Source organism: Luteibacter yeojuensis, assembly GCF_011742875.1.
Taxonomy (GTDB): Bacteria; Pseudomonadota; Gammaproteobacteria; order Xanthomonadales; family Rhodanobacteraceae; genus Luteibacter; species Luteibacter yeojuensis.
The window spans coordinates 259,531-276,372 of record NZ_JAAQTL010000002.1; the positions used below are offsets into that span (position 1 = coordinate 259,531).

Annotated in this window: 14 protein-coding genes; 6 read left to right on the top strand and 8 right to left on the bottom strand. The window is 64.6% G+C overall.

Annotation, left to right across the window (positions count from 1 at the left end; translation table 11 throughout):
* Positions 1 to 6: 6 nt before the first annotated feature.
* From HBF32_RS16095 to HBF32_RS16105, 3 genes are all read left to right on the top strand, one after another.
* Positions 7 to 2,973 carry a hypothetical protein gene (locus HBF32_RS16095; protein ID WP_166700798.1) on the top strand — a complete coding sequence of 989 codons (2,967 nt, stop codon included), beginning with the start codon at positions 7 to 9 and terminating at the stop codon, positions 2,971 to 2,973.
* 31 nt (positions 2,974 to 3,004) lie between these two features.
* Positions 3,005 to 4,873: a hypothetical protein gene (locus HBF32_RS16100; protein WP_166700799.1), complete on the top strand. Its 1,869-nt coding sequence runs from the start codon at positions 3,005 to 3,007 to the stop codon at positions 4,871 to 4,873.
* A 365-nt stretch (positions 4,874 to 5,238) separates the two neighbouring features.
* A complete protein-coding gene (locus HBF32_RS16105; RefSeq protein ID WP_166700800.1) occupies positions 5,239 to 7,962 on the top strand; it encodes a hypothetical protein in 2,724 nt (907 codons plus the stop codon).
* Positions 7,963 to 8,007: 45 nt separating this feature from the next.
* On the opposite strand, the gene HBF32_RS16110 is transcribed toward HBF32_RS16105, so the two are convergent.
* The 3 genes from HBF32_RS16110 to HBF32_RS16120 are packed head-to-tail and all read right to left on the bottom strand — an operon-like array spanning position 8,008 to position 10,512.
* Complete coding sequence (locus HBF32_RS16110) at positions 8,008 to 8,496, bottom strand: RidA family protein (protein WP_425482252.1); 489 nt, start codon at positions 8,494 to 8,496, stop codon at positions 8,008 to 8,010.
* Between the two features lie 4 nt (positions 8,497 to 8,500).
* Positions 8,501 to 8,914, bottom strand: coding sequence for a c-type cytochrome (locus tag HBF32_RS16115; protein WP_166700802.1), 414 nt, complete (start codon positions 8,912 to 8,914; stop codon positions 8,501 to 8,503).
* Entirely contained in the window at positions 8,911 to 10,512 is a 1,602-nt protein-coding gene (locus tag HBF32_RS16120) for a flavin monoamine oxidase family protein (RefSeq protein ID WP_166700803.1), read from the bottom strand. The genes HBF32_RS16115 and HBF32_RS16120 overlap by 4 nt, the downstream gene beginning before the upstream one ends.
* Before the next feature lie 145 nt (positions 10,513 to 10,657).
* Here HBF32_RS16120 and HBF32_RS16125 point away from each other — a divergent pair, with 145 nt between their 5' ends.
* Both HBF32_RS16125 and murU read left to right on the top strand, forming a co-directional pair.
* Entirely contained in the window at positions 10,658 to 11,671 is a 1,014-nt protein-coding gene (locus tag HBF32_RS16125) for an aminoglycoside phosphotransferase family protein (protein ID WP_166700804.1), read from the top strand.
* A complete protein-coding gene (gene murU, locus HBF32_RS16130; protein ID WP_166700805.1) occupies positions 11,668 to 12,345 on the top strand; it encodes an N-acetylmuramate alpha-1-phosphate uridylyltransferase MurU in 678 nt (225 codons plus the stop codon). Before HBF32_RS16125 ends, murU begins: the two co-directional genes overlap by 4 nt.
* A gap of 64 nt (positions 12,346 to 12,409) precedes the next feature.
* Here the strand turns inward: murU and HBF32_RS16135 are convergent, their stop codons facing one another.
* The 5 genes from HBF32_RS16135 to HBF32_RS16155 all read right to left on the bottom strand — a co-directional run bounded on the left by HBF32_RS16135 (position 12,410) and on the right by HBF32_RS16155 (position 16,369).
* A complete protein-coding gene (locus HBF32_RS16135) occupies positions 12,410 to 12,637 on the bottom strand; it encodes a hypothetical protein (RefSeq protein WP_166700806.1) in 228 nt (75 codons plus the stop codon).
* A gap of 103 nt (positions 12,638 to 12,740) precedes the next feature.
* On the bottom strand, positions 12,741 to 13,763 hold the full coding sequence (gene motB / locus HBF32_RS16140; RefSeq protein WP_166700807.1) for a flagellar motor protein MotB: 1,023 nt from the start codon (positions 13,761 to 13,763) through the stop codon (positions 12,741 to 12,743).
* Between the two features lie 6 nt (positions 13,764 to 13,769).
* On the bottom strand, positions 13,770 to 14,624 hold the full coding sequence (gene motA, locus HBF32_RS16145; protein ID WP_166700808.1) for a flagellar motor stator protein MotA: 855 nt from the start codon (positions 14,622 to 14,624) through the stop codon (positions 13,770 to 13,772).
* A gap of 78 nt (positions 14,625 to 14,702) precedes the next feature.
* Positions 14,703 to 16,016, bottom strand: a complete 1,314-nt coding sequence (locus tag HBF32_RS16150) for a two-component system sensor histidine kinase NtrB (protein ID WP_166700809.1) — start codon at positions 16,014 to 16,016, stop codon at positions 14,703 to 14,705.
* 89 nt (positions 16,017 to 16,105) lie between these two features.
* Complete coding sequence (locus HBF32_RS16155) at positions 16,106 to 16,369, bottom strand: hypothetical protein (protein WP_166700810.1); 264 nt, start codon at positions 16,367 to 16,369, stop codon at positions 16,106 to 16,108.
* 204 nt (positions 16,370 to 16,573) lie between these two features.
* Here HBF32_RS16155 and HBF32_RS16160 point away from each other — a divergent pair, with 204 nt between their 5' ends.
* Positions 16,574 to 16,813, top strand: a complete 240-nt coding sequence (locus HBF32_RS16160; protein ID WP_166700811.1) for a hypothetical protein — start codon at positions 16,574 to 16,576, stop codon at positions 16,811 to 16,813.
* Positions 16,814 to 16,842 lie beyond the last annotated feature (29 nt).

Consider the following 16,842-nt stretch of genomic DNA (forward strand, 5'->3'; position numbering starts at 1 on the left):
CGAAACATGAAGCGCATCGAAAAGAGCCTCAATGCCCTATTGCTTGCCACCATGCCACTTCTCTGCGGAGGCGACATGTGGTCCTCTCCCGATGCCCCGGCGACACGGAAACGGGTAACGAGGGAATCGACGGCAGAGAACCTCACGAAAGCGGCGCATCGCGCTTGCATCAGTCCGGGCCGTAGGGCCAACCGCATCTACCGACGGCCGGACAGAACGCTGGCGCATTGGAATGCCGAGGCCATGTGGACCCAACCGCTTGAGAATCTCCCCGCGGGTACGCCCGCACAATCCAACGGGGTGATCAGGCACGAAGGCGCGCTGTACGTGCCATGGGAAAACGGCATGGGCGCCGGTGCCGCCCGCGTCATTCGGGAGGGCGCCGGGTATCGCATCCGGCTCGACAACGGCGACGCAGGCCCCCGTGTCGTGAGGCGGCCGGATAATCGGTGGGAGTTGGCAGGCGATGAGAACAATTACGCCAGGGGAAGCGTCCTGGCCGACCTGCTTGCGGATGAAATCACGGTCGATCCACGGATGTTACAGCGCGCCGCCAGCATCATGGAGGTTGCCGGCCTGCCCGAATCGACACTGCAATCCATCTATGCCGATGCCGGTTCTACCGAGCGCCTGATGCATGCCAAGCCTCTTATCCTCCTTTCCATGGCGCAGGCATTTTTTGAAACGCTTTCCTCCCGCCTGCGCGATCCACGCGCAAGCGTGTGGTCCGAGCGCGAGGTCCGGCTCCTCGGCCCGGACATGGCAACCTATCTCAACCGGCCACTGGCCATCTACCGGACGGACGGCACGCCCATCGTCGCCATCGGCTCCGATGGCGGGACGATTCACAACGGCGTCATTCCAGACGATGCATTCCGTCTCGTCCGAGATAGCGATGGCAACTTTTCCTTCCGGGACGAAGCGAATCCGACCCGATACCCATCGATCTTCGCCGCCGCAGAAGCGGGAACACGACCGGCATCGGATCTGCGCATGCGGGACGCGTCCACACGCGAATATGAGTATCGTGCCGGTTTAGCGGAATACATCGATGGAAGGCGGGCACGGCCAGCCCTCGAGCACGCCATTCGCCACTGGATCGATCCCCTGGTACGGCAGAATCCCAAACTCGGCCCCGCAACGGAAAGCCTTGCCCGTGTCGCTCGCTTGCGTCAGGCCATTTTCGACAAACATCACGCACTCACCGCAGCGGAAGAGCGCCGGTTTCTCGAGGCGGCCCGGAACATCATGCCCAGGGGGCACGCGATCGCCATCGAGGTTGTCGAAAGAACCACAGGCCGGTCACTAACCAACATCGAAACCCTCCCCGCAAGAGCACGCATTGTCATCAAGGCCGACCTCAATCCGGCGGGGGAGCGGGTCGCCTACTACCAGGACGCCGCCCCAGGCCACTCCCCCATCCCTTCCCGTCCTATCGAAGACCAGTCGTTTTCACCACTCATCGATGTGCTCCTCAATACCGACAACGGCCAGGTTCGCAAGGCGCTCGCCCTGGGCGAATGGGATTTCCGCATTTTTGCCGACAGGCTGCTCGAAAACATCGTGACGAATGAAAATGCTCTCCTGCCCCCCTCTCTTGGCCGGTTCGTAAGCAGGGACGCGCAGGTGCTCGCCGACGCAGAGACCCGACTCACCGACGACTGGTGGCTGAACGACCGTCACTTCGTTCGCCTGCGCCACCTGGACGGTCGCACCCAGATCGTGGAAACGAAACCTGTGTCCGTCGATGGCGGGTATGAGTTGCTCGGGTTCGGTGAAGGCCTGGGGATGGAGAGCTCACGTTTAACCTCGCGCAGTGGAAAATGGTATCCACCGCCGCTGTTACGCATGGGATTCAATCCCACATCCAGCACGTTCCGCGAGTCCATCGTCACACGTCTGGAACGCACTCTTCCTCCCGGGAGCCCGGTCACCCGCGATCTTCTGGAACGTATCGTCGACGAAACGCCCTACCCGATCCTTATCGCATCCGCGAATGTCCCGAGTGTCGTCGAAGTATCGCCGAGCGGTGAGCTGATCCTCGCCACAGGGACTCCCCCAAGGCACCGACGCTCGACGCGGATATACCTGCCCACGGCCAGCGCGCAGCCGCCCGCACCCGTGCAACCGCCAACGGCCACGGCACCGCCGAGGCCGGCCACACCGCTATCCATCTACAGGCAGCACCTTGCCGAAGAACCGGCACTGCATGGAGCCACGCCCACGGCTGCGCCTGCGCAAGCCCTTCCTGCCTATCTATCGCTGGTCGCCGCCGGTGCGCCTGTCGGCGACTTCGTCCAATCCCGCGTGGGCAGCCGGCACATCCAGGCACTGGTCACCAGTAGAAGGCTTCGCACGATGCTTCGCTCCGACGAATACATCGTGGTCGTGGCGGGCGCCGTGGGGCATGCCGTCAGCATGATATTGCCGGCAAACAACGACTCGCTGCAATTGATCGCGCGTGGATATGCCTCGATGGGAGAGCTTCCCGCGGGAACGCGCATCATCGACGACTGGCTAGGCACGGCAACGACGGCGACCGAGTATCCGGCACGCCTTCGCACGTTCGGGCAAGGCATCGAGGCGAATAACGACATGGTCACCGTGCGCGACGGCGACGCCATGGTCAACATGACCGGCACCCGTTTCGCCGAGGAGATCCTTTCGCGCCCCCTGATCTTCAACCAGTGGAGCCCGGCGCACGATCCCATTCAGGAGACGCATTACTTCAGTTACGTACAGCAGCGGCACACGGAAGGACGGCCGGCAACGCCAGCAGGATTCGATTGGCTCCAGACCGCCGAAGCGAGGAATGAAATCGCCCGCTACTTCACCACATCCACCGCCGACCCGGTTGCCGTCTCGGGGATCGAATCCCTCACAGGCAGCGCCGTTGCATTGAACCAGAATCCCCATGCCGAGGTGGACCCGCAGCCAATACCGCCCGTGGACGATCGCATGGAGGGCCCATGAAGGAAGCACACCGGCGAGAGGATCCGTGACGATGGCAAGGAAGGACATCGCGAAGCATCGATTCGCGCTCGTGGCCTTATGCGCGCTGTCGCTTATCGCCTCATCCACATGTAGACACCGGGTAAGTTCTCCCCCGGGGACGACCCAGGCTTTCCCCGGGTCGTCGTGTATCCGCGCGCACGGCAATCGCCTGTACAGGCAACGCGACGGATCGTTCGCCTATCTCAACGCAGACAGAATGGCACGGTCATTGCTGGAACGTCCGCCGCCTCACTCGCAGCGCACGGCCGATGGCTTGTACAGGGACGGTAACGAACTCTATGTCGATATACGGATCGGCGAGGGAGTGGGAACCGCCCGCGTGGCCGTCGATGGAGACGGTTATCGGGTGCGACTGGACAACGATGTACCGGGCCCCTTCATCGCCAGGCGACCGGATGGCCACTGGCAGCTGGCGAACGACGAGAACAATCTCGCCAAGGGAAGCTTCCTCGCCGACATCGTCCCGGAGACAACGACGGAGAATCCGGGGGTCCTCCGGTACGCTGCCAGACTGATGGAATGGGTGGGGATCGCCGAAGCCAGGATAGCGGCCATACCGTCGCTACCCGAACACGCCATGGCCCCTGCGATCGCTGAAATCGCCCCGGCTCTTCTGCTGACGGTGGACCACGCCTTCAATCAAACCCTTTCCGCGAGGCTGCGCCGACCCGCTGCGACGACATGGTCGCCGTCGGAAATCCGGAGCATCGCTTCCGACATCGCCACGTTCATCGGAAGGCCGCTGGCGTTCTATCGACCCGATAGAACGACCCTGAGCTCGCTTGCCATGCCGGACGGACGGTCATCGCCATCGGGGCGAATGCCCGACGACACGCTGAAGCTCGCTTACGATGGTGACAGGGTCACGCTCATGGAACGGCGGGGCCGGGAAAGTCACGAAGAGTATCCGACGATATTCCAGGCGGTGGAAGCGGCTCGCCGGGACCCTTTCGATTTTCGAGCCAGGCTTCCAGCCGATGCCGAGCATGCATTCCGGACAGACCTCGCCAACTTCATCGATGCCAGGTCAAACCGCGCCCGTCACGAACGGATGTATCGCAAAACGGCTTCCGCGACGCAAATGCCGCCACTTCAGACAAAGAAGCTGATGAAGGTGCTGCTCCTGCGACGGGCGTTGTTCGATATACATCATCCTCTCACGGTGGGCGAGGAAAGCCGGTTACTCAGGGCGGTACACCGGCTCATGCCCGAGGGCAGGGCTGCCGCTATCGAAGTGCGTGACAGAGACACCGGCGAACGGCTTGCTTTAGCCGACTCGGAAACACCGTCCGGCGGGCCACCGATCGTCATTCTTGCAAGGCGAGACAGCCAAGGCGACCGGGTCAACTATTACCGGGAAGGTGCACCGGGACACAGCCCGATACCATCGCGTCACGTCATCGACGCACCCTTTTCACCCATCGTCGATCCGCTGCTCAATGCCAATCACGGCGGTGGCGCCTTACGAGACGTTCTCGGCCTCGGCGAGTGGGATTTCCAGCCATTTGCCGAGAAGATCCTGGCACGGATCGCCGACGACGAGAACGTGGCGCTGCACGCTCCCTTCGATGAACTCGCGGTTTCTGACGCCGATATCCTCACTCGCGCACACGAGGACACCGACGAGTGGTCTTCGGATGGCCGCCACTTTGTACGGCTTAGGAATCTCGACGGGCAGACCAGGCTTGTCGAAACCAGCCCGGTGGCTATCGATGCGAAGTTCGAAATCCTTCGGCCTGTCGCCGCGGAGGGTGGAAACCGAGGCACGGGCTACTTCCTTCGGTCGAACGATGGACTCTGGTATCCGGCGGGCGCATCCGCCGCGCCGGGAACCGGCAGAACCGAACCGGCCCGCTGACGAAGGGCCACGGATAGCCATTCAGGAGAAGAAAGATGAGCGAACGGACGCGATGGATCAATGCTTACACGGGATCGATCCACCAACGAGTGGCCTGCCTATGGCTGCTTCCGCTCGCGTTGCATGTCGGCAGTACGGCATCCGATCCGCCGAGGCCCGGCATGTCGCGCAGCGAGGACTCATATCCCATCGCTGCTGACCAGCCTCGGCCGACGATGCATGACACCCTTCCTGGACGCCGCACAACGGCAAGCCAGCGCACATGCATCCGCCCCATCTCCCGGACGAACCGCCTTTACCGCCGGAATGACGGTCGCCTGGCCTACTGGCGCGGTGACACGATGTGGAGCCGAGCGCTCCCCCCCATGCCTGCCAACGCGCACGCGCTTTCGGATGGGACGTTCTTTCATGATGGCGCGCTTTATGTCCGCTGGCAGACCGAAACCGGTACGGGTATGGCCCACATCCTTCGCGACAGCGCCGGATACCGCATCGCACAGAGCAATGGTACCCCCGGGCCAGCGATCGCGCGGCAGGTCGATGGCAGTTGGGAACTTGCCGATCACACGGACAATTACGCCGAAGGAAGCGTCCTGGCCCACTTCGTCCATCCAGGCATCACTGTCGATCCGGGCACGTTGCAGCATGCGGCTCGCATCATGAGGGGAATGGGCCTTACCGAGTCACAACTCAACGCGACAGTGGCGACGCATCGGCAAGGCATGCAGCTGACGACAATTCTTTCTGTCGGACAATCGTTCGTCGAGACCCTGAACAGTCGCCTGCGCGACGCGAACGCCACGGAGTGGACCCACAAGGAGCTCAGGATCCTCGCTCCCGCGATAGCCCGCTACACCAACCGGCCACTGGCGATCTATCGCAACGACCCCAACGGTCGGCCTTCATTCAATGATGGGATATCGGCCGAGGGCACGCCGTTCACCGCAAAGGATGTTCCCGGCAATGCGCTCCGTGTTGTTCTTCACGACAACGGCACCTATAGCCTGATGGGCGACGCGACTGGCGGAACCTATCGCTCATTTTTCGCCGCAGTGGAGGCGGCAACGCGGCCGACCGCCGAATTCCGGGCCATGAGCGAGGCGAGCAGGGAGAGCATCTTTCGGAACAACCTGGCCGCGGATCTCGATACCCTTCCATCGCGGGCTCTCGTTGACCGAATGCTTGCCAGTTGGATCGAGCCGCTTAACGGTCACGGACTCCAGGCAGAGCCCCTTAAGGTGTTCGCCAGGTTGCGCGCTGCGCTCTTCGACCGGATGCATGCGCTGACGGCTGAAGAAGAGCGCGTCTTTCTGGCGGCAGCCCGTGACCTCATGCCCGTCGACCGCCGGGTCGCCATCGAGGTCGTAAGGCACGGTTCCGGCTCGCCGGGAGAACGCCTCGCCATGATCGATACCGCCACACCATCGGGCGAGCGGGTCGTCATCGAGGCAAGCACCGACGCCGACGGGCGACGTACCGCTTACTACCGCCGAGGTGAGCCTGGAAGCAACGCCATGCTGTCGCGGCCCATTCCTCAAGAGCCGTTCTCGCCGATCATCGACGTCCTGCTCAATGCCGATAACGGAAAGATACGAAACGCGCTAGCACTCAACGAGTGGGACTTTCGCCGTTTCGCGGAAGGCATGCTGGCCAAGATCGCCGAAACGGAAGACTCCCTGCTGCCACCCTCGCTCGATCGTCTGGTGGTGACGGACCCCGCCATACTCGCGGAAGCGGAGAATCAACCCAGTGACCATTGGACGACTCAAGGACGGCAATTTGTGCGATTGAGGAATATGGCCGGCACGACGCAAATCGTCGAGACCCGGCAGCGCGAAGACGGCTTTCACGAAGTCCTGGGTTACAGCGACGGCCTGATGCCCGAAGCTTATCGGTACCATTACGTGGAGGAACGCCAGGGCAAGTGGTATCCGAGCATCATGCTCCGCTCGGGGATCGATCCCTTGTCCGATCTGTTCCGTGACGCGGCTTCCCGCGACATCTTCGGCAAGCTGCCTCCACACGCAAGGATCAACATGGAAGTCGCACGCCGGATCGCCGACAAGATCGCCTACCCCATCCTGGTGGACTTCATGGCGCAACCGTCGACCATCCAGCTGACGGACAGTGGAGAAATCCTGCTGTCGATCGGCATCCCGGCGAAGAAACAACACAGGACCGGCGTCGACTATGCGGGTCGACCGGTCAGGCACGTGGAAGCAATCCCCACGACGATCAGTGCTTTCGAGACGCCGCCCCTTCTCACCCGTTCAAACGCGCTGGCGTCGCTCCCGCAACTGCGCGGCGCGAGTCCGGCTCCCGTCTCCGACGTGGATATCGCGACCTTCAACGACCTGATCGCGTCGGGGGCGCCGGTCGGCGACTTCCTTAGCCGCGGCGTGGGGAATCGTCAGATCCAGGCGCTGGCCAACGCCAGGCGATTGCGCGGCTTGCTTCGCGAAGACCGTTACATGGTCCTCGTGGGTTCGGCGGCGGGACATCCTTTCACACTGGCCATGCCCGTCAATGCGGAATCGATCCGCCTGACCGGATCGACGGGCGCTACAGGCGTGAGGATCGCCGAGCTTCCCGAAGGCTCCTATATCGTCGACGACTGGTACGGGGTGACCGCGACCAGGGACGACTATCCCGGCCGCGTGCGGGCGGTAGCCAGTCAATGGGAAAGCAACGCCTTGCAGGTCGAGACACCCCAGGGCGAGGCAAGGGTGGCCTCCTCGCCTGTCGACTTCACGGAACGGCTGCTGTCGACAACCGTGGAGTTCCAGCTCTGGAGCCCGAGGCGCGACCCGATCAGGGAAGACCGTTATCTCCAGTACATACACGACCGCCACGCCAACCCGCGGGAGACGGTTCGTGCCGGGCTGGACTGGCTCGAGTCGTCCGTGGCCCAGGGCGAGTACTCTCGCTATTTCCCCGATCCCATCACTCATCCGGCGACGGGCTCTCGCACGGGATCGCTGCTCAGGGCCGCGCTCGAGCTTGGCGAACCTGTCCAAGCCGACGGCGCGGCGGGTGTACCGAGGCCGGACATCATCGTCCGGAATGAACAAGTCCCGATGTCGAGATAACTCCAGGCATTGAATGGCCAGGGCTGGCCTCGGCATGGCCGCGGTTCACGGACGAACCGCGGTCACCTCGATTTCGACGAGGAAGCCCGGCGCGGCCAGCGCGGCGACCTGCATCGCGGAGCGCGACGGCAACTTCGGCTGTTCCTTGGTACCGAAGAACTGGGTATAGCCCGCCATGAACCCGGCGAAATCCATCTTGCCGCCCTTGGCGGGGTCGCCGACGAGGAACGCCTGCATCTTCACCACGTCGCCCATCGTCAGCCCCATGCCCTTGAGCTGCTTGTCGATCGCCGCGAGCACGCCCACGGTCTGGGTCTTCGTGTCGCCATAGGCCTGCAGGCTGCCCTTCGGCGCACTGGCATCCGCCACCGGCGGCACCACGCCGCTCAGGAACACCAGCGTCTTTCCCGCCGGGATTTCCACGGCGGCGGAGATCGGGAAATCGCTGCCGGGGATCTTGTGCCGCACGACGTCGGAGGCGACGACCGGTGCGGCGGCGGCGATCAGGAGGGCGGCAAGGATCGCGGACTTCATCATGTCAGTGCTTCTCCGGCGGGTTGCTGGGCGGCGGTGGCCGGAAGACCTTCACGTCGTCCGGTTCGAGCGAATCGGTATACGCGTTGCCAAAATGCGTCCGGACGTAGTTGATCACGTCGGCGATCTGCGCGTCGGTGAACATCGGGCCGAACGCAGGCATGTTACCGCGACCGTTCATCACCATCACGGCGGGATACGCGCCGGAAGCAAGCTTGACGTCGCCCGCCAGCGGCGGGTAACGGCCGGCACCGACCGCGCCCTTCGCGTCGGGCATGTGGCAACCCTGGCAGACCTGCGTGTAAATCTGCTCGCCGGTAAGGTTCGCGACATCCTTGCGCGGGTCGATATCGATGTGTTGCGCAAAGGTCGGGCCTGCGCAGATCGCCAGGCAGACGACGAGGCATCTCGTGTTCATGCGCCGGCTCCCGCGACGGCGCGGCGATGCAGCGCATCGATGGCGGAGAGCGAGGAAAGGATCGCGCCCTCCTGCCACGCAGGAAGGTACGACGCGTGCTCGCCCGCGAGGACGATGCGGCCGTCCATCGAGCAGATATCGGCGTAATGCTTCGCCCTCGCCTCTTCCGTCCACCCGCCGAAGCATCCCAGCGTGCCCGGCGAGCGATGCCACGCCACCGCCATCCCGTTCTCGAACTCGCGGGCGTACTGGGGATGGATCTTCGTCCCGTCCTCTACCGCGCGGCGAATGCGTTCGGCCGGATCCATCGCCGTGTACCGGTAGGCCTCGAGGAACAACGTGTATGCGCCCAGTAACACGCCCTTCCGCGTGCCGAAGCCATGGCTGGGATAGGAGATCATGCCGATGGGCAGGTCGGTGGCGGTGATGCCGCCGTAGATCGCCTCGTCCTCTTCCCAGAACCGCCGCCTGAACTGCAAGCCCACCTTGACCGAACCCCAGTAGGGCACGGCGCCGATGGCCGCTACCTTCGCTTCCGACACCTGGATGGGAATCTGGCTGAGGATGGAGAGCGGGATCGTGCACACGCACCAGTCCGCCGTCGCCTGCCGCAAGTGGCCCGGCTTCGTCGTGTCCTCGTAATTCACGGTCACGCCGCGCTCGTCTTGCGCGACGCGGGTGACCTTCGCGTTGTAACGTATGACGTCCGGGCGGATCTCGCGCAGGAAGGCCTTGCCGATCGCATCCATGCCGCCGACCGGCTGCATGAGCGTCGTCTGGAATTCGTACATGCCGCTGATACCCAGCGACTTCCACAGATGACTGCCGAGCACGTCGTGCAGACCCACCGGCTGCGAGAACACAGGGGCGCCGTCGGGGCCCGCGCCGGCATCCTTCGCGTAGCCGCGTCGCGAATTGCAGGCATGACCGGCGACATAGCGATAGTCGTTGTCGAGCCCGCCGAAGCCGCGCATGGCCTCCAGCAACATCTCCTTGTCTTCCTTGCTGACCTGGTCGTCGAGGCCACCCTTGCCCGCCACCTTCGCCAGCAACTCCGATACGCCGCCATTGAAGTCGGCCTGTACCTCGCGCATGCGCTGCGGCTTCCCGCCCATGGCGCTCTCGCCATGCAGGTACGCATTGTGGTTCACCTGCACGAACGGTTCGAGCGCGACACCGAACCGCCGACAGTAATCCAGCAGGGCGGCATGGTGGTAAGGGATACGCCACGGACCGGGATTGAAATACTGGCCCTCGTCGAACCGGCACCGCTGCCGGTAGCCGCCCAGTTCCGTGTATTCGTCGCCGCCGCGCAGCGTCCAGTTGCGACCGCCCGCGCGCGCGTTGTACTCGAGCACCTGGACCTTGTAGCCGGCCTTGCCGAGTTCGTAGGCGGCGACGAGTCCCGCCAGCCCGGCACCGAGGATGAGCACGCTGCCGCGGCCCGTGCCCTGGAGCGGCGGCGGTTTCCGGTAAGGGGATTCCGCGGCGAAACCGAGGCCGGTCATCGCCTGGTACATCAGTGCGCCGCCCCCGGCGAGGCCGATCATTCGCAGGAGATCGCGACGCGTCATCGACGCCGAACCATCGTTACCCATGCCGCCCATCCCCCGATAGAAAGCGTTCGCCCGAGCATAGGCACATGTTGCGAACCACGACAACGGGGCGCCCCGCCGGGCCACGTCATGACAGGGGGTGGCAAAGGCTCTAAGCTCGCCACGACATCGTTTTTCCCGACCAGGCATGACTTCCTCCCTAGACCGTTCCGCAGCACGCCTCGCCTGGGCTCGCCACGTCACCGGCCAGCCCGACCTCATCCTGGCACCCGCATCCGCCGATGCGAGCTTCCGCAGTTACCTGCGCGGCCATGTCGACGGCCAGCCGGTGATCGTGATGGACTCCCCGCCCGACCGGGAAGACCCGGCACCGTGGGTGGAGATCGGCGGCCGGCTGGCCGCCGCGGGGCTCCACGTGCCCAAGGTGATGGTGGCGGACATGGCCCAGGGCTTCCTGCTGATCGAGGACCTCGGCACGCGCACCTACCTTCCCGAACTGACAGACGCGACAGTGGATGCCTTGTATGGCGACGCGCTCGACGCGCTGCTGCGCATGCAGGCGCACGTGGATACGGACGGCCTTCCCGCGTTCGACCACGCATGGCAGACGATGGAAATGGAGATCATGCCGACGTGGTTCCTGCAGAAGCATCTCGGCGCGACGGTCGCCTGCGGGGAATGGGACATCGTCGAGAACGCCTTCACCGCGATCATGCACGCCATCGCCGGGCAGCCCCGCGCCTTCATGCACCGCGACTACCACAGCCGCAACCTGCTGGTCACCGCGGAGCGCTCGCCGGGCATCATCGATTTCCAGGGCGCGATGTCCGGACCGATCACCTACGACCTCGCCTCCCTGCTGCGCGATGCCTACATCGTCTGGGACAACGAACGCGTGGAAGGCTGGGTGGAAGCCTATCGCCTGCGCCTGCTCGACGCGCGCATGCTCGATGAAAGCGTGGACACCGACCGCTTCCGCCGCTGGTTCGACCTGACCGGACTCCAGCGGCATATCAAGATCCTCGGTTTGTTCTGCCGTCTCTATTATCGCGACGGCAAGCCGGGCTACCTCGACGATCTTCCCCGCGTGCTGCGCTATGTGCTGGATACCGCGCGCAGGCATGCGGACGTCGCCCCGCTGGCCGACTATATCGAGGCCACCATCGGCGATCGCGACATCCGCGTGGCGAATCCGGCATGAGGCATGCGCTCATCCTCGCCGCCGGGCTCGGCGAGCGCATGCGCCCGCTGACCACGCACACGCCGAAGCCCTTGCTCGAGGTGAACGGCAAGCCGCTCATCGTCCACCACATCGAGAAGCTGGCCGCGGCGGGCGTGCGCTACATCGTCGTCAACACATCGCATCTCGCGCAGCAGTTTCCGGAAAGGCTGGGCGACGGTTCGCGCTGGGGTGTGCGCCTGCGCTATTCCTACGAGGGCCCCACGCCGCTGGAAACCGGCGGCGGCATGCTCGCGGCACTGCCGCTGCTGGGGCCGGAACCCTTCATTGTCGTGAGCGCGGACATCTGGAGCGACATCGACTATGCGGCGCTCCCCCACGAGCCCGAAGGCGTGGCCCACCTGGTGATGCTTCCGAATCCGGCGTTCCATGCCGCGGGCGACTTCGCACTTGCCGGCGGAAAGCTCTACGAAGGCGATGGACCGGAAGGCGCCGAACGGCTCACCTTCGGCAACGTGGGCGTGTATCGCCGCGAGATCGTGGCGCGCGAGGCGCCGGGCCGCTTCAAGTTACTGCCCATGTACCAGCGAGCGATCGCCGAGGGTGCACTCACCGGCGAACGCTTCGACGGATTCTGGCGCAACGTGGGCACTCCCGCGCAGCTCGATGAACTCCGCCTCTCGGTGGCCGGATAAGCCCCCTCACGGCCCCACCGTTGCCGTCGGCGCGCTCGCCGCTATAGCGGCTCCTACAAAAACGTTACTGGAGGGTTTCGACGCCCATCGCGCGCAATCGCTCGTGGCCGAGCGCGAAAGCTTCGTTGAATGCGCTGGTGATGTCCTTGAAATCGTGGGTACCGGTGCTGGCTTCGATCTCTTCCCCGATGTGGTCGAGGATGCGATAGCTGGCGCGATAGACCTGTTCGCCTGCATCGCCGTGGTGTTTCACCGCCTTGGCTACGACTCTGTACTTGCTCTGATTTTCCACTACGCCTTCCCTCCCCCCTGTCTTCCCGATAGTGACGGGGTGGGATGACCGTTGCAAGTGACCGCCGTGACAGGGCGTCGACAGCGCAGGACCCGCCGTCGCGTCAGCTCCGGCGCGACGCGCGCGGCGCCGGGAGCGCACTGCCTACCGTGGATTTCGCGGGAGACGCGGGCATGTCCGGCACGCCGGCGCCCAGGTGCTCCTGTTCCGCCGGGTGCGGCGTCGCCGGCGCTTCCGGCACATCCGGCTCGTTGGCCACTTCCTGCGACAAGGCCGCCCGTGCGGCTTCCTTGGTCATGACGACGATGCTGATGCGGCGGTTGATCGCCGCGGCCGGATCGGCCTTGTCGAAAGGCACCGAAGCCGCGAGGCCGACAACGCGCGCGACCTTGCCCGGCTGCATGCCGCCCTCCACGAGCGTGCGCCGCGCCGCGTTGGCGCGATCGGCCGAGAGCTCCCAGTTGCCGTATGCGCTGTCCGCACGGATATAGGGTGCGCTGTCGGTATGGCCCGAAATGCTGATCGAATTGGGCACCTGGTTCACGAAGCCCGCCAGTTCGTGCAGGATCTGCACCGTGTACGACTTCATCACGCCGCTGCCGGTGTCGAACATCGGCCGGTTCTGCTTGTCGACGATCTGGATGCGCAGACCTTCCGAAGTGATGTCGAGCAGGAGCTGGTCCTTGTACGGCGCCATCGCCTGGCTCTTCGCGATGGCCTCCTTGAGATCCTGCATGAGCTGCTCGAGGCGGCGTTTTTCCTGCTCGCGCGCCAGCTTGTCGACTTCCGCCGAATTTGGCTTCGCGAAGGCCTGCTGGTCGCCCGGCCCCTTGGGCAGGTCGAGCGCGCCGCCTAGCTTGATCATGCTCGTGCTCGCGCCGCCCGGGCCCATCTTGCCGGAGGGCGACATGGTGGACTGGCCCTGGGTCATGCTCGGATTCTTGAAATACTCCGAAATGGCGGCGCGCTGCTGCTTGGTGCCCGCGCCCACCAGCCACATGACCAGGAAGAACGCCATCATCGCCGTCACGAAGTCGGCATACGCGACCTTCCACACGCCGCCGTGATGAGCGTGGGCCGCCTTGCGTCGCTTGCGGACGATGATGACCTGCTTGAGATCGCTCATGGCGATTTACCTGGCGGCCTTCAGGTGGGCTTCGAGGTCCTGGAAGGTGGGGCGCGCCGACGACTGCAGCGACTTGCGCGCGAATTCCACCGCCACCATCGGGTTGTAGCCGCGCAGGTTGGCGAGCAAGGCCACCTTCACGCATTCGAAAGCCTTGCCGTCGGTGGCCACGCGCGCCTCCATCGCGGCCGCGAGCGGCCCGACGAAACCGTAGGACAGCAGGATGCCGAGGAAGGTACCTACCAGCGCGCCGGCGATGTGCTGACCGATGACCGCGGCGTCGCCGTCGATGGACTTCATGGTGATGACGATGCCCAGCACCGCCGCGACGATGCCGAACCCGGGCAAGGCGTCGGCCATCTTCTGGACCGCGAGCGCGGGCACCATGGCTTCGTGGTGGTGGGTTTCCAGTTCCACGTCGAGCAGTTGCTCCAGTTCGTGGGGATCCATGCTGCCGCCCACGATGAGGCGCAGGCAGTCGGTGGTGAAGTCGATGAGGTGGTGCTCCGCGACCAGCCGCGGGTACGCCGAGAACAGCGCGCTGTTGGCCGGATCCTCGATATGCGCCTCCATGCCGAGCTGCCCTTCTTTGCGCATCTTCACGAAGATGTCGTAGAGCAGCGACAGCAGGTCCACGTAATCCTGCCTGCGGTACTTCGGCCCCTTGAACAGCGCGAGCGCGTCGCGTCCGGCGCCCTTCACCACGTCGAGGGAATTGCTGCTGACGAACGCGCCCAGTGCCGCACCGAAGATGATGAGCAGTTCGTAGGGTTGCCAGAGCGCGGCGAGTTCGCCGTGCGAAAGTACATAGCCGCCCAGTACGGATACCAGGACAACGATCGAGCCGATGATCACCAACATGACTTGCTTCCTCCAGTCACTGCCCTTATCGGCCGGTGCAGAGACAAATTGAGGAACTTCGTCACGTTTTCTGAACGTTTATTCACCCAGTGCGCAAGGGCCCGGATAGCGCGGAAACACAAGCCTGAAGCGGGTTCCCACGCCGGTCTCGCTCTCGATCTCGATGGCGCCGCCCGCCTGCGCGACCATCCCGTACACCTGGGCGAGGCCGAGCCCTGAGCCGCCTTCCTTCGTCGTGAAATAGGGCTCGAACAGGCGCTGGCGCACCTCCTCGGTCATGCCGGCCCCGGTATCCGTCACGCTGACGAAAACCTGGCGCAGTCCTCCGGCTTCCCGCGGTAGCCCTTGCGGCACGCCCTCGCCTATCCGCTCGCCCACTTCGATCACGATGCTGCCGAATCCATCCATCGCGTCACGGGCGTTGAGGCATACGTTCATCAGCGCCTGCTCCACACCGTGCCGGTCCAGCCAGACCGGCAGCGAAACGGGCTGACGCAGTACTTCGAGCCCGACACGGCCACCCAGGGCGTGCCGGGCGAAGTCGGAGAAGGTCGCGACGAGGTCCCCCATGTCGACAGCCTCGGGTTGCGCGTACTGGGCACGAGCAAAGGCCAGCAGGCGCCGGGTGAGCGCCGTGGCGTGGCGCGCGCCCTCCACGGCATAGGTGATCATGCGCCGGTGCCGCGGCGACAGCTCGTCGGCATCGTCCTGCAACCCGGACAGGCTGACGATCACCGTCTGCAACATGTTGTTGAAATCGTGGGCGATGCCGCTGACGAGCTGGCCGATGGCCTGCTGCTTCTGTGCCTGCCGTGCGCCGGCCTCGGCCAGGTCGCGGGCCCGGTTGGCCATGTCCAGCTGTTCACGGACGCCCGCCAGGCGGCTCTCGGCGTCGCGCCGCGCACCATGCTCGGATTCGAGCCGCTCCATGAGCGTTCCATAGCGGGTAGTGGCATTGGCCGAGCGGGCCACGGTCTCGTTGAGGCGGTCCTGGAGCAGCTCGATGATCGATTCGAGCGAGGCCTGCAGTTCCACCCGCTCGGTCACGTCCCGGCTGATGACGATGAAATGGTCCAGGGCGTCGTCGGCGACCACGGGGGCGACCATCACTTCCCACCAGCGGGTGGGGCCGTCGCCCGGCCGGCGCGCACCGACGAAGTCGACCCGCTCGCCCGAAGCCGCCCGGTCGAGTACCCGGGCCACCATGTCCCGCGCCTCCACGGGCCACAGGTCGAGCCAATGCATGCCGACCAGCCGCTCCACGCCCTCCGGCGCCAGCGTCGCGCAGCCCAGCCCCGAGACGAAGCGGATGGTGCCGTCCCGGGCAAGCTCCTTCATGCAGTCGGAGCATGCCTCGACGAACTGCCGGTACCGACCGTCGCCCTCGCTCATGGCCGTCGTCATCCCCTATGTCACGCCTGGTGTGACGCTATGACGCACCGCGACAAGGGCAACTGTCAAGCCATACGAACGGCAGAGCCTCAGCCTTCCACGTCGTCGAAGCCGGTTTCGCCTTCGGCGAACACCGGAGCGCCGTCGTCCTCCACGCCGAGCACCAGCCCCAGCGCCTTCTCGGCCGCCTCGGCGGCACTCGCCTCGTCGCGGAAGCTGCGGTTTTCATAAACGGCGAAATAGCTCGGGTAGCTGCCGTCCGCAGGATGGGAGGAAAGGAGCGCCGTATAGCGCGACCCTTCCCGGGTGGCGCCGCTGCGCAGGGTGAAGCCGGGGAATTCGCGTTCTGCCATGGGTCCGATCTCAAGGGGGACGAAAGTCTAACGTAGCCGGGAGTTTGGCGATCCTCTTGCAGGGAAGTCCTTATCCGCACAGGAAAATCGTCAGCATTTGGCACTTGCCACCCCCTGGCTTGTAAGGTATTTCCTACATCAAGCGGCCAAACACCGAAATACGCGAAGGCCGCGAAACAGGGGAAAGACAGGGGCAATAAAAGCATGAACCTCATCACCACCGCGTCGCCGTCACGGCGCCTCGCGTGGATCGTCGCCACCGTACTCGCGCTCGCCGGCATCATCGGCCTGGCCCTGGCACCTCGTGTGGCCGCCGCCATTCCGAAGACGGCGATCCAGATGGTCTACGCGTGGCTCTGCGCATCGCTGGTCGGCTCTGCCTATGTCGTGGTCACGCTGGCCAACGACGGGGAAGGCGCCACCGAGGACGGCGACGATTTCTGACACTCAGGGATGAGGAACGCGATAAAAAA